Here is a 16,761-nt window from a genome sequence, read left to right as displayed (position 1 = left end):
GCATTCGCGAGCAAGCCCGCTCCCACATTTTGACTGTGTTCCCGCAGGGTGGTAAGTCTGCGGCAGACCGACGCAGGTCAATGTCGCGCCGATTGCCCTGGCGTATAATCGGCGCCCTGCCCCAGCCGGAAACGACCCGATGAACTCGATTGATCCCGCCGTGTTTGAAGAATGGATGATGACCGGCCTGGTCAGCATCCTGATCATTTTCATGGGCTTTATCGTCTGGGACCTGGCGAAGAAATCCAAGGCCGGGCGCTTTGGCTCGATGATCCTGTTCTTCGTGCTGGGCCTGGGCGTTGCCGCGTTCATCATCAAGAGCGTGGTGATCGGCCTGATCGAGTCCGGCGCCTTATAAGCGCGCCGGCACTTCTTTCCATTGGCCTTGGTCCAGGCCGTCGATTGACCAGTCACCAATCCGCACCCGCACCAGACGCAGCGTCGGCAACCCCACTGCCGCCGTCATGCGCCGCACCTGGCGGTTACGCCCTTCACGAATCACCAACTCCAGCCAATGGGTCGGCACGCTTTTGCGAAACCGCACCGGCGGGTTGCGTGGCCATAGTTGTGGCTCGTCCAGTTGCCGGGCTTCGGCGGGCAGGGTCATGCCGTCGTTGAGCTCCACACCGTCGCGCAGGCGTTGCAGCTGTTCCTCGGTCGGTTCGCCTTCCACCTGCACCCAATAGGTTTTCGCCAGCTTGTGCTTGGGGTCCGCGATACGCGCCTGCAATTGGCCGTCGTTGGTCAGCAGCAACAGGCCTTCACTGTCACGGTCCAGGCGCCCGGCCGGGTAAATGCCGGGGATGTCGATGAAATCCTTGAGGGTCGCCCGCCCGCCTTCATCGCTGAACTGGGTCAGCACATCGAAGGGTTTATTGAACAGGATCAACTTGGGCTCGGCCGGTGGCGCCTTGGCGACACGACGCGGGGCTGACGAGGTTTGCGGACTTTTCACACCGGGGCGGCGGGAAACAGGACGGGCAGGACGGGACATGGCAAAGGAACATCTAACGGTCAGGACCGACAATGCTAGTGGCCTGACCGTTAAATAACCATCCCAACCGTTTAGCGGAACGGCGGCTCGTCGAAGCTGCGCAGTTTGCGCGAGTGCAGCGAGTTGAGTTCGGTGCGCAACAGATCCACCGCCTCGATGCCGATCTTCAAGTGCTGGCTGACCGCACGCTCATAGAACGCGTTAGCCGATCCCGGCAGCTTGATCTCGCTGTGCAGCGGTTTATCCGACACACACAGCAACGTGCCGTACGGCACCCGCAGGCGGTAGCCCTGGGCGGCGATGGTGCCGCTTTCCATGTCCACGGCCACGGCGCGGGACAGGTTGATCAGCGGACGCTCCTGGGCCCAGCGCAGCTCCCAGTTGCGGTCGTCGTAGGTCAGCACGGTGCCGGTGCGCAGGCGCTTTTTCAGCTCCTCGCCCTTCTCGCCGGTGACGTTGGCCGCGGCTTGCTGCAAGGCCATCTGCACTTCGGCCAGGGCCGGGATCGGAATGTTCGGCGGCACTACCCGGTCGAGAATCCCGTCGCGACGCATGTAGGCGTGAGCCAGCACGTAGTCACCGATGGTCTGGGATTGGCGCAGCCCGCCGCAGTGACCAATCATCAGCCAGCAATGCGGACGCAATACGGCGAGGTGGTCGGTGATGTTCTTGGCATTGGACGGGCCGACGCCGATGTTCACCAGGGTCACACCATGGCCGTCGCTGGCCTGCAAGTGGTAGGCCGGCATCTGATAACGGTGCCAGACCACGCCGGCAGCAATGGCAGACGCTTCGCCGTGGTCCATGCTCTTGTCGATGATCACATTGCCCGGCAGCACCATGCGGATAAAGCGCGGGTCGCTGCGCAACTGTTCCAGGCCATGCACGATGAACTGGTCAACGTAGCGGTGGTAGTTGGTCAGCAAAATCCACGGCTGCACATGGCGCCAGTCGCTGCCGGTGTAGTGCACCAGGCGGCGCAGGGAGAAGTCGACGCGGGCGGCATCGAACAACGCCAATGGCAGCGGGTCGGTGTTTTCCCAGTCGTACAGCCCGTCGGCGATGCCATCGGTGGCGGCAGACAGGTCGGTACTCGGGAACACCCGCGCCAGCGTGGCGGCAGTCACACCGGAGCCGGCCAGTTCGTCACCCTGCTCCACCACGTACGGGTAGGGAATGTTCTGCTGGCTGACGCCCACTTCCACCGTCACGGTGAAGTCGTGCATCAACGGCACCAGTTGCTCCAGCAGGTATTTGCGGAAGGCCGACGGATGGGTGACGGTGACGCTGTAGGTCCCCGGCAACTGAACCTTGGCATACGCCCGGGTGGTCTGTGGGACTTCGCCCTGCACCAGGTAGGTCAGGCGCAGTTCCGGGTAGCGAAACATCGCACGTTGTTCAGCGTCGGGTTCGACGCGGTCTTTGAGGTAGCGCTTGAGGGCTTGATTGAGCGCGCCAGTGGCACGCTCATGGAGAGCCGCCAGCCGATCCACGGCTTCTTCGGCGGTTTGAACGACAACAAAAGCTTCGGTCACGGTAAGCATCCTGTGTTCTGACTTGCAGGCCTTCATCTTGCCTGTATCCCTGGCGCACTGGAACACCGGAATTGGAATGCGATCAATAATGTGGGAGCGGGGTTGCTCGCGAAAGCGCTAGGTCAGTCAGCACATGTATTGGCTGATCCACCGCCTTCGCGAGCAAGCCCGCTCCCACATTTTTGCCCGCATTCATTCAGAGGATTTGAGGTGTCGACCGGGCGACGATGGCCTCCACATCCACACCGCGCGGCAAGGTGCCATAGACCCGGCCCGACGACTCACCCAGTCGGCTGGCGATAAAGCCATCACTCACACTGGCATTGCCCGCCTCCAGCAGCAGCTTGGCCTGCAACGCCACCGCAATGTCCTCGGTCAATTGCCGGGCACGGTATTGGATGTCCTGGGTGTCCATGAACGCCGACTTCAACTGCTCGATATGCCGCGCCAGGTGCTTGTGACCGTGGCCATCCCCCAGCTCGACAAACAGCGCTTCCAGCACGCCCGGTTCTTTGGACAGGGCCCGCAGCACATCCAGGCACTGCACATTGCCGGAACCTTCCCACGTCGAGTTGACCGGCGCCTCACGGTACAAGCGCGGCAGGATACTGTCCTCGACATACCCCGCACCGCCCATGCACTCGGCGGCTTCGTTGATCATCGCGGGCGCGCGCTTGCAGATCCAGTACTTGCCCACCGCCGTCACCAGCCGGGCGAATTTGGCTTCCTGTTCGTTATCCAGATGGTCCAGCGCGCGCCCCATGCGCATGCTCAAGGCCAGGGACGCCTCGCTTTCCAGGGCCAGGTCGGCCAGTACGTTCTGCATCAACGGTTGCTCGCTGAGCACCCGGCCACCTACCAGGCGGTGAGCGCAATGATGGCTGGCCTGGGTCAGCGCCTGGCGCATCAGGGCGCTGGAGCCGACCATGCAATCGAAGCGGGTCATCGCCACCATCTCGATGATGGTCGGTACGCCGCGCCCTTCTTCACCGATCATCCAGGCCAGCGCGCCACGAAACTCCACTTCGCTGGAAGCGTTGGAGCAGTTGCCGAGCTTGTTTTTCAGGCGCTGGATGTAGAACTCGTTGCGGGTGTCATCCAGGCGGTGCCGGGGCAGCAGGAAACAGGTCAGGCCCTTGTCGGTCTGGGCCAGGGTGAGGAAGCCATCGCACATCGGCGCCGAACAGAACCACTTGTGCCCCACCAGCTCATACGCCTGGCCCGGGCCGCCAGCGCCCACCGGGTAAGCGCGGGTGGTGTTGGCGCGCACGTCGGTGCCACCCTGTTTCTCGGTCATGGCCATGCCGATGGTGGCGCCGGCCTTGTGGGCGATGCCGACGTTGCGCGGGTCGTATTCGGTGGCGAGGATTTTCGGCAGCCAGGTTTCAGCCAGGTCTGGCTGCAGGCGCAGGGCCGGGACGCAGGCGAACGTCATGGTCAGCGGGCAGCCGGTGCCGGCTTCGGCCTGGCTGTGCAGGTAGGTCATCGCCGCACGGGCCACATGGGCGCCGGATTGCGGATGGGCCCACGGCAACGACGGCAGGCCGTGTTCGACGGCGGTGCGCATCAGTTCGTGGTAGGCCGGATGAAACTCCACCAGGTCAATGCGATGGCCAAACCGGTCATGGCTGTTGAACACCGGTTTGTTCTGGTTGGCCAGGAACCCGGCTTCCATCAGCGGCCCGCCCGCCAGCGCACCATAGGTGTCGATGCGCTGCTCGGCCCAGCCGGCGCCGAAGCGCCGGGACCAGTCTTGCAGCGGCAAGTCGATACGGTACAGATTGGTGCCGTCCAGGGACGGTGGCTGGTTGGTGACGTCGTGGGTTTCGGCGAACTGGTGCAGGTGCATGACGGGCCTCCTGAAAAAAGGCCACGTTCATTGAGGCCTGAATTTCAGTTAAGCACCGTCACCCGGGTTAAAAAAGTGGCATAAACGCCTAATTGGCGGCGCTTTCACCCTCAACCATATGCAACAACCGCAGTTGCAGCACCCGTTGCAGGGCCTCGAAACGTACCGGTTTGGCCACTCGGTCGGTGATACCCACGCCGTGGCAGCGCTCGCGTTCCGGGGCTTGTAACGAGGTGCTCAAGGCGATCACCGGCAGCTCACCACAGCCGGGCAACGCACGGATCTGGCAGCACAGCGAAAAGCCGCCCTCGGGCACATCCAGCAACACTGCGTCGAAGGTTTGGCTCTGCAGCAACGCCAGGGCGGCCGGCCCATTGTCGACGGTTTTCACCCGATAACCGAGCTTGAGCAACATGCCGCGCACCACCAGTTGCGCCACGCTGTTGTCGTCCACCAGCAGCACCGTGCACTCCTGCGGCGTGCGTTGCGCCTGCGGTACTCGCCGCACGGCAGCCGGTTCTGGCTGGACGGGGCTGACTGCAAGTTCCAGCTGGAAGCGACTGCCGCGCCGCGGCTCGGAATTGTGGGTGAGGCGCCCACCGAGCAACTCGATCAATTGCCGGCAGATCGCCAGGCCAATGCCCATGCCGCCGTATTGGCGAGTGGTCGAGCCATCGAGCTGGAAGAAGCGCTGATACAGGGTCGCCTCATCGAGGTAGGCGAAGCCGATGCCGGTGTCAGTGACAATGAAGGTCAGGCGCAGCGTTCCGTCCGCCTGGGGCACACCGACCACCCGCACACGCACCGAGCCCTCGTGGGTGAACTTGAAGGCATTGTCCAACAGGCAATCCAGGCACTGCGCCAGCTTGCCGGGATCACCGTTGATGCGGTCCGGCAGGTCTTCTGCCAGATCAATGGAGAACGCCAACCCTTTGTTCTGGGCGCTGGTCGCGAACTGCTGGCGCAAGGTGTCGAGCAGCCCACGCAGGCTGAACACTTGGGGTTGCGGGCTGAGGCGCCCGGCCTGCAATTCGGTGAGGGTGAGGATGCCGTTGACCATGCGCATCATCTCGCGGGCCGCACCGGAGGCGGTTTGATGGTACTGCGCGAGGTCGCCTGGCAGCGGCTCGGTCTGCATCAATTCCAGGGAGCCGATCACACCGTTCATCGGCGTGCGCAGCTCGTGGGTCAAGGTGGCGAGGAATTCATCCTTGAGCTGGTTGCTGTGGGCCAGTTGCGTGTTGAGCACTTCGAGTTTCTGGCTGGCGTCGAACAGGATTTGCGCCTGTTGCTCGCGCATCGAATTGATCCGGTCGGCCAGCGCCAGGGACAGCAAGGCCACTTCCAGTGCCGAGCCGATCTGGCTGGCGTACATCGTGAGGAACACATTGGGCAGGTAGCCCAGCACCATCATCGTATTGACTACACCGCCCAGCAGGAACGCGGTCCAGGCGATGATGAAGTAGCGCGCCATGCGCTGGCCGCAATACCAGGCCTTGATGGCCGCGACGAAGATGGTCACGGTAAAGACCAGCGCCAGGGCGGTGGCCAGGCGCAGCGCCAGCGCATAACTGGTGAACAATGCCAGCACCATCACCACCCCGCCGCTGACCGCCAGGGCCAGCAACAGCCGGTTGATCCAGCGACTGTAAAGCGCGGTGTGCAGGAAACTGCGGGCAAACAGGCTGCCGAACAGCGCCGCCGAACCGATCAGGAAGGGCACCGCCGCGTTCGCCCACCACGGGTTATTCGGCCAGAAATACTGCACGGCCACACCGTTCACCGACAGCTGATACAGGCCGAACGAGGCGATATAGAGGATGTAATAGAGGTAGCTGGTGTCGCGCACGCTCAGGTAGATGAACAGGTTGTAGATCAGCATGCCGAGCAACACGCCGTAGATCACACCCAGCACGTACAGGCGCAATGGCTGTTCTTCGAGGTACGCGGTGGTGGACCAGAGGGTCAGCGGTGCCTGGATCGAGCCCTGGCTTTGCAGGCGCAGGTACAGGGTTTCCTGCTGGCCAGGGACGAAGTCGAGCTTGAACAGGTAGTTGCTCTGGCGGATTTCACGGCTGGAAAACGGCAGGATGCTGCCGGTGCGCGACACCAGTCGATAGTTGCCGACACTGTCAGGCTCGTACAGCTCCAGTTGGTTCAGCGGCGGGTAAGCCAGTTCCAGCAGCCAGCGGCGCGGGGCATCCGGGCGCTGTGCACGGTAATGCAAATCGACCTTGAGCCAGAACACCGAGCGCGAATAGCCGGCATTCAATGTGGCTTTGTCGTGGGTCTTGAAACGACTGGCGAGGACCGGCGAGCTGATATCGCCAATGGTCAGGGCGCCACTGGGGTCCTCAAGGACTTGCATCACTTGGCCCAGGGGCAACCGCGTGGTGGTCTCGTTGAACTCGACTGCGCCGGCCAGCATCGGCAGCCCGGTCAACAGTAACATCAGCAAATAGCGCATAGAGCCCCAGCGTGACCTGTCCGGTTATGTCAAAAGCCTCCATTCCTTTTGAGCAGACGTAAACCGGCGATACAGTTATTGGTTTGAATCCACTCTAGCATAGCCATTACAGGCCAAAAGACACCATTGAAATAATTTTTTGAAAGGCTCTAGAGCGGGCATTACAGGGCATTTGACCTGTATTTCACGATGATAGCAAACAGCCACTTCCGCCGTCCCCTCCGCTAAAAATTCAACCATCGCCCGACAGCCACCCAAAAAGCGTTTGGTGGTAAGCTCGCGCACCATGAATATCTACAGCTCTCGCCCCGTTGTCCTCTGTCTCTCCGGCCATGATCCCAGTGGTGGCGCCGGCTTGCAGGCAGATATCGAAGCCCTGCTCGCCCAGGGCTGTCATGCGGCCCCGGCCGTCACCGCGCTGACTGTGCAGAACACCGTCAACGTCAGCGATTTCCGCGTGCTGGATCGCGAGTGGGTGCTGGCCCAGGCCAACGCCGTGCTCGGTGACTCCGAAGTGGCCGCGGTGAAACTGGGCATGCTCGGTTCCCTGGAGATGGTCGACACCGTGGTCGAACTGCTCAAGGCGCACCCGCATCTGCCGGTGGTCTGCGACCCGGTGCTGCGCGCCGGCGGCGGCGGCAGCCTGGGCAAGGACGAGGTCGGCTACGCCATGCGCGAGCGGCTGTTGCCGCTGTCGTTGATCGCCACCCCCAACCTGCCTGAAGCACGCATCCTCGCCGAATTGCCCGAGGGCACGGCGGACGAATGCGCCGCGAAACTGCTGCCGTTCATCAAGCACCTGCTGATCACCGGCGGCCATGGCGACGAGCACGAAGTGCACAACCGCCTCTACAGCCGCGACGGCACGCACCAGACCTTTACCTGCCAGCGCCTGCCCGGCAGTTATCACGGTTCGGGCTGCACCCTGGCCAGCGCGCTGGCCGGTCGGTTGGCACAAGGCGAAGGGTTGGTCAGCGCGGTGCAATCGGCCCTCAACTACACTTGGCGCACCCTGCGTGACGCTGAACAACTCGGCCAGGGGCAATTCGTGCCTCGTCGTCTGCCGTTGGATTTCTGCTCGTAACACCAAGAGGCCTGCCCGATGAAACTACGTGGCCTTTATGCCATTACCGACAGCCAACTGTTGGCCGGCAAGTTCCTGGCCTACGTCGAAGCGGCGTTGGACGGTGGCGTGACCCTGCTGCAATACCGCGATAAAAGCAGCGACGAAGCGCGCCGCCTGCGGGAAGCCGAAAAACTGCGAGAGCTGTGCTCGCGCTACAAGACCCAACTGATCATCAACGATGACGCCGAACTGGCCGCACGCCTCGGCGTCGGCGTGCACCTGGGCCAGACCGACGGCCCGCTGACGCCGGCCCGCGCGCTGCTGGGCTCCAAGGCGATCATCGGCTCCACCTGCCACAGCCAGATCGAACTGGCCGAGCAGGCTGCCCGCGAAGGTGCCAGTTATGTCGCCTTCGGCCGCTTCTTCAATTCCAACACCAAGCCCGGCGCGCCGGCAGCCACCGTTGAACTGCTGGCCCAGGCCCGCGCGCGGTTGCACCTGCCGATCTGCGTGATCGGCGGCATCACCCTGGAAAATGCCAAACCGCTGGTGGCCCACGGTGCCGACTTGCTGGCAGTGGTCCACGGCCTGTTTGGTGCCGACAGCCCCCAGGAAGTCACGCGCCGCGCCCGCGCTTTCAACGATCTTCTAAAATCTTGAATTCAGAGAACACGATCATGTCCCGTTCCGAAACCCTGTTTGCCAATGCCCAGAAACACATCCCCGGCGGTGTGAACTCTCCCGTGCGAGCGTTCAAGAGCGTTGGCGGCACCCCACTGTTCTTCAAGCATGCCGAAGGCGCCTACGTCACCGACGAAGATGACAAGCGCTACGTCGACTACGTGGGTTCGTGGGGCCCGATGATCCTCGGCCATAGCCATCCGGAAGTACTGGACGCGGTGCGCCAGCAGCTGCAACACGGCCTTTCCTATGGCGCACCGACCGCCATGGAAACCGAGATGGCTGACCTGGTGTGCTCCATCGTGCCCTCCATGGAGATGGTGCGGATGGTCAGCTCCGGCACCGAAGCCACCATGAGCGCGATTCGCCTGGCCCGTGGGTTTACCGGCCGCGACAGCATCATCAAGTTCGAGGGCTGCTACCACGGCCACTCCGACAGCCTGCTGGTCAAGGCCGGTTCCGGTGCGCTGACCCAGGGCGTACCGAGCTCCGCCGGGGTGCCGGCCGCGTTCGCCAAACACACCCTGACCCTGCCGTTCAACGACATCGCTGCCGTCGAGCAGATGCTCAGCGAAGTCGGCCAGGAAGTGGCGTGCATCATCGTCGAGCCGGTGGCCGGCAACATGAACTGCGTGCCGCCGGCGCCGGGCTTCCTGGAAGGCCTGCGGGAACAGTGCGACAAGCGCGGCGTGGTGCTGATTTTTGATGAAGTGATGACCGGCTTCCGCGTTGCCCTCGGCGGCGCCCAGGCTTACTACGGCGTCACGCCGGACCTGAGCACCTTCGGCAAGATCATCGGCGGCGGCATGCCGGTGGGCTGCTTCGGCGGCAAGCGCGAAATCATGCAGCACATCGCGCCGCTGGGCCCGGTGTACCAGGCAGGCACCCTGTCGGGTAACCCGCTGGCCATGGCCGCCGGCCTGACCACCCTGCGCCTGATCAGCCGCCCGGGCTTCCACGCCGAGCTGACCGACTACACCACTCGCCTGCTGGACGGCCTGCAACAGCGCGCCGATGCCGCCGGCATTCCGTTCGTGACCACCCAGGCGGGCGGCATGTTCGGCCTGTACTTCAGCGGCGCTGACGACATCGTCACCTTCGACGATGTGATGGGCAGCGATGCCGACCTGTTCAAGCGCTTCTTCCATCTGATGCTGGAAGGTGGCGTGTACCTCGCCCCGAGCGCTTTTGAAGCCGGCTTCACCTCGATCGCCCATGGTGATGCCGAGCTGAAACTGACCCTCGATGCCGCCGAGCGCGCCTTCGCCGCCTTGAAATAAGCGGCGCAAAAATCCGACGTCGCCCCTGGCGGCGTCAGATTTGCTACTTTGCTTACAGGCATTTCCGTCTTTTTTCGAGAATTCACCTGCAATCCGGCAGATAACTTGCCCACGCAGCAGAAAAACGAGTAAAGACTTTGTAAGCAGGTGCCTGCTTATTTCATAATGCGCGCTTATTGGATCCCCCCGTGGGTCCCGCGCCCCGTCAGAGGTAAGTCGATTCCCATGAAACGCACCGGCCGCACCCTGGTTCTGGGCTGCCTGTTGCTCCTTCAGCCGCTGCTGGCGTATGCCCAGGCAGGCGGCAACTCGTTGTTAATCCCAGCGATGGGTCGTTGCACCCTCAATACCCAGCCGGAAAGCCAGGCCGAGGCCCTGAGCGCGTGCCAGAAACAGGCCGATGGCGGGGATGCGCAGGCGCAATACGAGTTGGGCGAGTACTTCTACGACAGTAAAAACCCCGCACGCGACCTCAACAAAGCCTTGAGCTACTTCGAGAAAGCCTCGTTGCAGGGCCACGCGCAGGCGCAATTCCAGCTGGGCACCATGTTTTTCCACGGCGAAGGCGTACCGGCCAATAACGTCCAGGCGTACATCGTGCTGAAAATGGCAGCGGTGAACGGCGCCGAAGATGCACTGGATACGGCCGACGAAGTGGCCGAACACATGCAGCGCGACGAACTGGAAGTGGCTACCCAAGTGCTGGGACAGATTTTCCGCAACTACCTGCAGGAACTGCAGAGCGCAGATGGCAGCTCGCCGTTTTCGCCGCTGCCCTGAGTTTTGTAGCGCCTTTACTACCGCCTTCGCGAGCAAGCCCGCTCCCACATTCGACTGTATTCCAAAGGTGGAACTCGGTCGAATGTGAGAGCGGGCTTGCTCGCGAAGGGGTCGGCGCGGTGTTAAGCCTTACTTCTCAGGCATCGGCATCGGAAACGGCATGACATTGCTCATGCCCCGGGCCTCGCTGATTTTCGGCGTGCCCAGGCGCTCGACTTCGTCGATGCGCACGATCGAATGCATCGGCACAAAACTGCGCACCACGCCTTCGAACTGAGCCTTGAGTTTTTCCTCGCCCGGGTCGACGACCAGCTGCGTGCGCTCGCCAAAGACGAACTCTTCCACTTCCAGGAAGCCCCACAGATCACTTTGATAGATCTGCTTGGCGTACATTTCGAACACCTGGCCCTGGTTAAGGAAAATCACCTTGTAGATTGGAGCTTCACGTTTGGTCATGGTGGGCGGGTAACACATCGGGGGATTTAAAAGAGGGCGCGAACTATAGCATGGCGTCCGATGCACAGTGCTAGGAACCTATCGGCATGCCCCCTATAATGCGCGGTTCTTTACCACCAGTTGACGATCCCCATGGCCAAGAAGCTTTACATCGAAACCCACGGTTGCCAGATGAACGAGTACGACAGCTCGCGCATGGTCGATCTGCTGGGTGAACATCAGGCCCTGGAAGTCACCGCTCGCGCTGAAGACGCCGATGTGATCCTGCTCAATACGTGCTCGATCCGCGAGCGGGCCCAGGACCGGGTCTACTCGCAGCTGGGCCGCTGGCGTGAACTGAAACTGGCCAACCCGGACATGGTGATCGCCGTCGGCGGTTGCGTGGCCAGCCAGGAAGGCGCAGCCATTCGCGACCGCGCACCGTACGTCGACGTGGTCTTCGGCCCGCAGACCCTGCACCGCCTGCCGGAAATGATCGACGCCGCGCGCATCACCAAGCTGCCGCAAGTCGACGTCTCGTTCCCGGAAATCGAAAAATTCGACCATTTGCCCGAGCCGCGCATCGACGGCCCAAGCGCTTATGTGTCGGTAATGGAAGGCTGCAGCAAGTACTGCACCTTCTGCGTGGTGCCATACACCCGCGGCGAAGAAGTCAGCCGCCCGTTCGACGACGTGCTGGCAGAGATCATTCACCTGGCCGAGAACGGCGTGCGTGAAGTGACCCTGCTGGGACAAAACGTCAACGGCTACCGTGGCCAGACCCACGACGGGCGCCTGGCGGACCTCGCGGAGTTGATCCGCGTAGTAGCCGCCGTCGACGGGATCGAGCGGATTCGCTATACCACTTCGCACCCGCTGGAGTTCTCCGACAGCCTGATCCAGGCCCACGCCGAAGTGCCGGAGCTGGTCAAGCACCTGCACTTGCCGGTGCAATCGGGCTCGGACCGCATTCTCTCGGCGATGAAGCGCAACCACACCGCCCTGGAATACAAATCCAAATTGCGCAAATTGCGTGCGGCGGTGCCGGGGATCTGCATCAGCTCGGACTTTATCGTCGGCTTCCCAGGGGAAACCGAGAAAGACTTCCAGCAGACCATGAATTTGATCGAAGACGTAGGCTTCGACTTCTCCTACTCCTTCGTCTACAGCCAGCGCCCGGGCACTCCGGCGGCTGACCTGCTCGACGAAACCCCGGAAGCGTTGAAGAAGGAGCGTTTGAACGCCCTGCAACACCGCCTCAACCAGCAGGGTTTCGAGATCAGCCGACAGATGGTGGGCTCGACCCAGCGCATCCTGGTGACCGACTACTCGAAAAAAGACCCAGGCGAATTGCAGGGCCGGACCGAGAACAACCGGATCGTCAACTTCCGCTGTGATAATCCGACGCTGATCGGGCAGTTCGCCGACGTGCACATCGACGCGGCACAACCGCACTCGCTGCGCGGTTCGCTGGTGTAACAATAATTCGGCCACCGGGAACCAATGTGGGAGCGGGCTTGCTCGCGAAGGCGGTGTATCAGGCAACGAACAGGCTGACTGCCCCATCGCATTCGCGAGCAAGCCCGCTCCCACATTAGAACGGTACCAGCTTCGGGCTATATAAGTGCTTTCGCACGCAGCCTGCTGGCGTTATCCTTGATTTCATCTTAATTGCCCCAGGGCGGCTAAAAACGACCTTGAACGCACCCATAGAACCACATCGTTTTCTCCTCGAGCCCTTTGAGGCTCGCCGTTTCGCCAATCTGTGCGGACAGTTCGACGAGCACCTGCGCCTGATCGAACAACGCCTGAGCATCGAGATCCGCAACCGCGGCAATCAATTCGAGCTGATTGGTGAACCCCAGCACACCACCTCGGCAGAAAACCTTCTGCGCCGCCTCTACCGGGAAACCAAAGGTAGCGAGCTGTCGCCGGAAACGGTGCACCTGTACCTGCAGGAATCCGCCGTGGAGGACCTGGCCAATAACCCGGTAGCCGAAGCCAGCGTCGCGTTGCGCACCAAGAAAGGCATGATTCGCCCTCGCGGCTTGAACCAGCAGCGCTACGTCAAAGAGATCCTGGGCAACGACATCAACTTCGGCATCGGCCCTGCCGGTACCGGCAAGACCTACCTGGCCGTGGCCTGCGCGGTCGATGCCCTGGAGCGCGAGCAGGTGCGACGCATCTTGCTGGTGCGTCCGGCGGTGGAAGCCGGCGAGAAGCTGGGCTTTTTGCCCGGCGACCTGGCCCAGAAGATCGACCCGTACCTGCGCCCGCTCTACGATGCGCTCTACGAGATGCTCGGCTTCGAATACGTGGCCAAGCTGATCGAGCGCCAGGTGATCGAGATCGCCCCGCTGGCCTACATGCGTGGCCGTACGCTGAACAACAGCTTCATCATTCTCGACGAAAGCCAGAACACCACCGTTGAGCAGATGAAGATGTTCCTGACCCGGATCGGTTTCGGCTCCACCGCCGTGATCACCGGCGACGTCACCCAGGTCGACCTGCCCAAAGGCACCAAGTCGGGCCTGGCCCAGGTGATCGACGTACTCAAGGACGTGCCGGGGATCAGCTTCACGCACTTCATGCCCAAAGACGTGGTACGTCACCCGTTGGTGCAGCGCATTGTCGAAGCCTACGAGCGCTTCGAACACCGCGACGACCAACCGGCCAAGGACACTCGCCGCGATGCTTGAGCTTGACCTGCAGCTGGCCACCGAAGCGCCCGCCCCCAGCGAAGAACAGTTCCGCCAGTGGTGCACCCTGGCCCTGCGCCAGCGCACCGCCGACTCGGAGCTGACCATTCGCCTGGTGGACGAGCCCGAAGGCCGTGAACTGAATCACACCTGGCGACAAAAAGACTACGCGACCAACGTGCTGTCGTTTCCCGCCGACGTACCCGATGAGCTGCTGGATATCCCGTTGCTGGGCGACCTGGTGATCTGCGTCGAAGTGGTCGAGCGTGAAGCAAAGGAACAGGGCAAGGAACTTGAGGCCCATTGGGCCCATCTAGTCATCCACGGCTGCTTGCATCTCTTGGGTTACGACCATATAGACGATGACGAAGCCGAAGAAATGGAAGCACTGGAACGAACGTTGCTTGCAGAACTGGGTCATCGTGACCCGTATGCAGACGACGAAATTGCAACTACACCTAACTGAAACAATAAAGGATTTAGAGTAATCGCTATGAGCGAAGACCGATCGAGCAACGGGCAAAAGTCATGGCTGGGGAAACTCACCCAGGCCTTTGCCCACGAGCCGAAAAACCGCCAGGAGCTGCTGGAGCTGCTGCGCGAGGCGCATCAGAACAAGTTGCTGGACAGCGAAGCGCTGGCTATCGTCGAAGGCGCCATCCAGGTAGCTGACCTGCAAGTACGGGACATCATGGTTCCGCGCTCGCAGATGGTCAGCATCAAGGCGACCCAGACCCCTCGGGAATTCCTCCCGGCCGTGATCGACTCGGCGCACTCGCGCTACCCGGTGATCGGAGAAAGCCATGACGACGTCATGGGCGTCCTGCTGGCCAAGGACCTGCTGCCGCTGATCCTCAAGGAGAACGGCGACAGCTTCAACATCAAGGACCTGCTGCGTCCTGCCACTTTCGTCCCTGAATCCAAGCGCCTGAATGTGCTGTTGCGCGAATTTCGTGCGAACCACAATCACATGGCCATCGTGATTGACGAATACGGCGGTGTAGCGGGCTTGGTGACCATCGAAGACGTGCTGGAACAGATCGTCGGCGACATCGAAGACGAGCACGACGTCGAAGAAGACAGCTACATCAAGCCGCTGCCCAGCGGTGATTTCCTGGTCAAGGCCCTGACGCCGATCGAGAACTTCAACGAGTTCTTCGACAGCGAATTCTCCGACGATGAATTCGACACGGTTGGCGGCCTGGTGATGAGTGCGTTCGGGCACCTGCCCAAGCGTAACGAGACCACGGAAATCGGTGCCTATCGCTTCCGCATCCTGAATGCCGACAGCCGCCGTATTCACTTGATCCGTTTGACACCTATTGCCCGCTAAGGACTGACATGCGCCGTATGATTGCACCCGGCTGGCCCGGTAACTTGCTGGCCGTGGTGGCCGGCGCCATCACCACCCTGGCGCTGGCGCCGTTCGACCTCTGGCCGTTTGCGCTGGTGGCGGCCGGGTTCTTTTATGCGGGATTGCGTGAACTGACACCGCGCCAGGCCTTGTGGCGCGGCTGGTGTTTCGGTTTCGGCCTGTTTGGCGCCGGTACCAGCTGGATCTACTACAGCATTCACCACTTCGGCGGCGCTTCGGTGCTGCTGGCGGGCATGCTGATGCTGGCGTTTACGGCGGCCATTGCCTGGTTCTTTGCCCTGCCCGCCTGGCTGTGGGCGCGCTGGCTGCGCCGCAACGAAGCGCCACTGGCCGATGCCCTGGCCTTCGCGGCCTTGTGGGTTGGCCAGGAAGCGTTTCGCGGCTGGTTCCTCACCGGTTTTCCATGGCTCTATTCCGGTTACAGCCAGCTCGACGGTCCTCTCACCGGCCTCGCGCCGCTGGGCGGGATGTGGCTGATATCCTTTGCCCTGGCGCTGACCGCCGCACTGATCTGCAACCTGCCGCGTCTGCTGGCGGCTAAGCGCAACCTGTTCATCGGTGCCGGCTTGCTGTTGTTGGTGGCGCCATGGGCCATCGGCCTGGCACTCAAGCATCATGCATGGACCACCCCCGCCGGCGCGCCGCTGACGGTGGCGGCTATCCAGGGCAACGTCGAACAAAGCATGAAGTGGGACCCCGAGCAGCTCAATGCGCAGCTCGCGCTGTACCGCGACATGAGCTTCAGCTCCAAGCCTGTCGACCTGCTGGTATGGCCGGAAACCGCCGTGCCGGTGCTCAAGGAATCCGTCGAGGGCTACCTGGGCATGATGGGCAAGTTCGCTGCCGACCGGCACACCGCGCTGATCACCGGTGTACCGATCCGCCAGGAAGTGCATCACCACAAGCGCTTCTTCAACGGCATCACGGTGGTGGGCGAAGGCGACGGCACCTACCTGAAGCAGAAGCTGGTGCCGTTTGGCGAGTACGTGCCGCTGCAGGACATGTTGCGCGGCTTGATCGCGTTCTTTGACCTGCCGATGTCGGACTTCGCCCGCGGGCCGTCCGACCAGGCTTTGCTGCAAGCCAAGGGCTATCAGATTGCGCCGTTCATTTGCTATGAAGTGGTGTACCCGGAGTTCGCCGCCGGCCTGTCGGCCCGCAGCGATTTGTTGCTGACCATCAGCAACGACACCTGGTTCGGCCGCTCCATCGGCCCGCTGCAACATTTGCAGATGGCCCAGATGCGCGCCCTGGAAGCCGGGCGCTGGATGATCCGCGCCACCAACAACGGCGTCACTGGCCTGATCAACCCGTACGGGCAGATCACCGTGCAGATCCCGCAGTTTGAACGCGGGATTCTCTACGGCGAGGTCGTGCCGATGCACAACCTCACCCCGTACCTGGAATGGCGTTCGTGGCCGTTGATCATCCTGTGCCTTGGCCTGTTTGGCTGGGCGCTGTTGGCGGGCCGGATGTCCAAAACGGTTTAAAAGAAATACTCGGACGACAATGTGGGAGCGGGCTTGCTCGCGAATGCGATCTGTCAGTTAAAGCACCAGTGACTGACACACTGTATTCGCGAGCAAGCCCGCTCCCACAT

Annotated in this window: 15 protein-coding genes; 10 read left to right on the top strand and 5 right to left on the bottom strand. The window is 62.0% G+C overall.

Annotated features, from left to right (window positions below):
* Positions 1–148: 148 nt before the first annotated feature.
* On the top strand, positions 149–358 hold the full coding sequence (locus HX815_RS24160; protein WP_026077819.1) for a DUF2788 domain-containing protein: 210 nt from the start codon (positions 149–151) through the stop codon (positions 356–358).
* Here the strand turns inward: HX815_RS24160 and HX815_RS24155 are convergent.
* The 4 genes from HX815_RS24155 to HX815_RS24140 all read right to left on the bottom strand — a co-directional run bounded on the left by HX815_RS24155 (position 353) and on the right by HX815_RS24140 (position 6,845).
* Complete coding sequence (locus HX815_RS24155; protein WP_029616066.1) at positions 353–994, bottom strand: pseudouridine synthase; 642 nt, start codon at positions 992–994, stop codon at positions 353–355. The two genes, HX815_RS24160 and HX815_RS24155, sit on opposite strands and share 6 nt — an antisense overlap.
* Before the next feature lie 71 nt (positions 995–1,065).
* Positions 1,066–2,565 carry an AMP nucleosidase gene (gene amn / locus HX815_RS24150; RefSeq protein ID WP_172834544.1) on the bottom strand — a complete coding sequence of 500 codons (1,500 nt, stop codon included), beginning with the start codon at positions 2,563–2,565 and terminating at the stop codon, positions 1,066–1,068.
* Positions 2,566–2,725: 160 nt separating this feature from the next.
* Positions 2,726–4,378: an acyl-CoA dehydrogenase family protein gene (locus tag HX815_RS24145; RefSeq protein ID WP_177028989.1), complete on the bottom strand. Its 1,653-nt coding sequence runs from the start codon at positions 4,376–4,378 to the stop codon at positions 2,726–2,728.
* An 88-nt stretch (positions 4,379–4,466) separates the two neighbouring features.
* On the bottom strand, positions 4,467–6,845 hold the full coding sequence (locus HX815_RS24140) for a hybrid sensor histidine kinase/response regulator (RefSeq protein WP_177028988.1): 2,379 nt from the start codon (positions 6,843–6,845) through the stop codon (positions 4,467–4,469).
* A 286-nt stretch (positions 6,846–7,131) separates the two neighbouring features.
* Here HX815_RS24140 and HX815_RS24135 point away from each other — a divergent pair, with 286 nt between their 5' ends.
* The 4 genes from HX815_RS24135 (at position 7,132) to HX815_RS24120 (ending at position 10,652) form a co-directional block, all read left to right on the top strand.
* Complete coding sequence (locus HX815_RS24135) at positions 7,132–7,929, top strand: hydroxymethylpyrimidine/phosphomethylpyrimidine kinase (RefSeq protein WP_003215474.1); 798 nt, start codon at positions 7,132–7,134, stop codon at positions 7,927–7,929.
* A gap of 18 nt (positions 7,930–7,947) precedes the next feature.
* Positions 7,948–8,571 carry a thiamine phosphate synthase gene (gene thiE / locus HX815_RS24130; protein ID WP_008436586.1) on the top strand — a complete coding sequence of 208 codons (624 nt, stop codon included), beginning with the start codon at positions 7,948–7,950 and terminating at the stop codon, positions 8,569–8,571.
* Positions 8,572–8,588: 17 nt separating this feature from the next.
* Positions 8,589–9,872, top strand: coding sequence for a glutamate-1-semialdehyde 2,1-aminomutase (gene hemL, locus HX815_RS24125; protein WP_177028987.1), 1,284 nt, complete (start codon positions 8,589–8,591; stop codon positions 9,870–9,872).
* A 225-nt stretch (positions 9,873–10,097) separates the two neighbouring features.
* The gene (locus HX815_RS24120) at positions 10,098–10,652 is read left to right on the top strand and encodes a tetratricopeptide repeat protein (RefSeq protein ID WP_008436585.1); all 555 of its coding nucleotides are present in this window, start codon (positions 10,098–10,100) and stop codon (positions 10,650–10,652) included.
* 129 nt (positions 10,653–10,781) lie between these two features.
* Here HX815_RS24120 and HX815_RS24115 read toward each other — a convergent pair whose 3' ends face one another.
* Positions 10,782–11,108, bottom strand: coding sequence for a DUF1820 family protein (locus HX815_RS24115; RefSeq protein WP_003215457.1), 327 nt, complete (start codon positions 11,106–11,108; stop codon positions 10,782–10,784).
* 132 nt (positions 11,109–11,240) lie between these two features.
* Between HX815_RS24115 and miaB the strand changes: the two genes are divergently transcribed.
* From miaB to lnt, 5 genes are all read left to right on the top strand, one after another.
* Positions 11,241–12,566: a tRNA (N6-isopentenyl adenosine(37)-C2)-methylthiotransferase MiaB gene (miaB, locus tag HX815_RS24110; RefSeq protein ID WP_177028986.1), complete on the top strand. Its 1,326-nt coding sequence runs from the start codon at positions 11,241–11,243 to the stop codon at positions 12,564–12,566.
* A 218-nt stretch (positions 12,567–12,784) separates the two neighbouring features.
* Positions 12,785–13,786 carry a PhoH family protein gene (locus tag HX815_RS24105; protein ID WP_003215453.1) on the top strand — a complete coding sequence of 334 codons (1,002 nt, stop codon included), beginning with the start codon at positions 12,785–12,787 and terminating at the stop codon, positions 13,784–13,786.
* Positions 13,779–14,252: an rRNA maturation RNase YbeY gene (ybeY, locus tag HX815_RS24100; RefSeq protein WP_003215452.1), complete on the top strand. Its 474-nt coding sequence runs from the start codon at positions 13,779–13,781 to the stop codon at positions 14,250–14,252. The genes HX815_RS24105 and ybeY overlap by 8 nt, the downstream gene beginning before the upstream one ends.
* Positions 14,253–14,279: 27 nt before the next feature.
* Positions 14,280–15,119, top strand: a complete 840-nt coding sequence (locus HX815_RS24095; RefSeq protein ID WP_003215451.1) for an HlyC/CorC family transporter — start codon at positions 14,280–14,282, stop codon at positions 15,117–15,119.
* 8 nt (positions 15,120–15,127) lie between these two features.
* Positions 15,128–16,651, top strand: coding sequence for an apolipoprotein N-acyltransferase (gene lnt, locus HX815_RS24090; RefSeq protein WP_008436579.1), 1,524 nt, complete (start codon positions 15,128–15,130; stop codon positions 16,649–16,651).
* The last annotated feature ends 110 nt before the right edge of the window (positions 16,652–16,761 follow it).

Source organism: Pseudomonas sp. E6002 (assembly GCF_013385565.1).
Lineage (GTDB): Bacteria > Pseudomonadota > Gammaproteobacteria > Pseudomonadales > Pseudomonadaceae > Aquipseudomonas.
The sequence above is the reverse complement of the archived record's forward strand: the minus strand, read 5'-3'. Positions and strand labels throughout refer to the sequence as shown.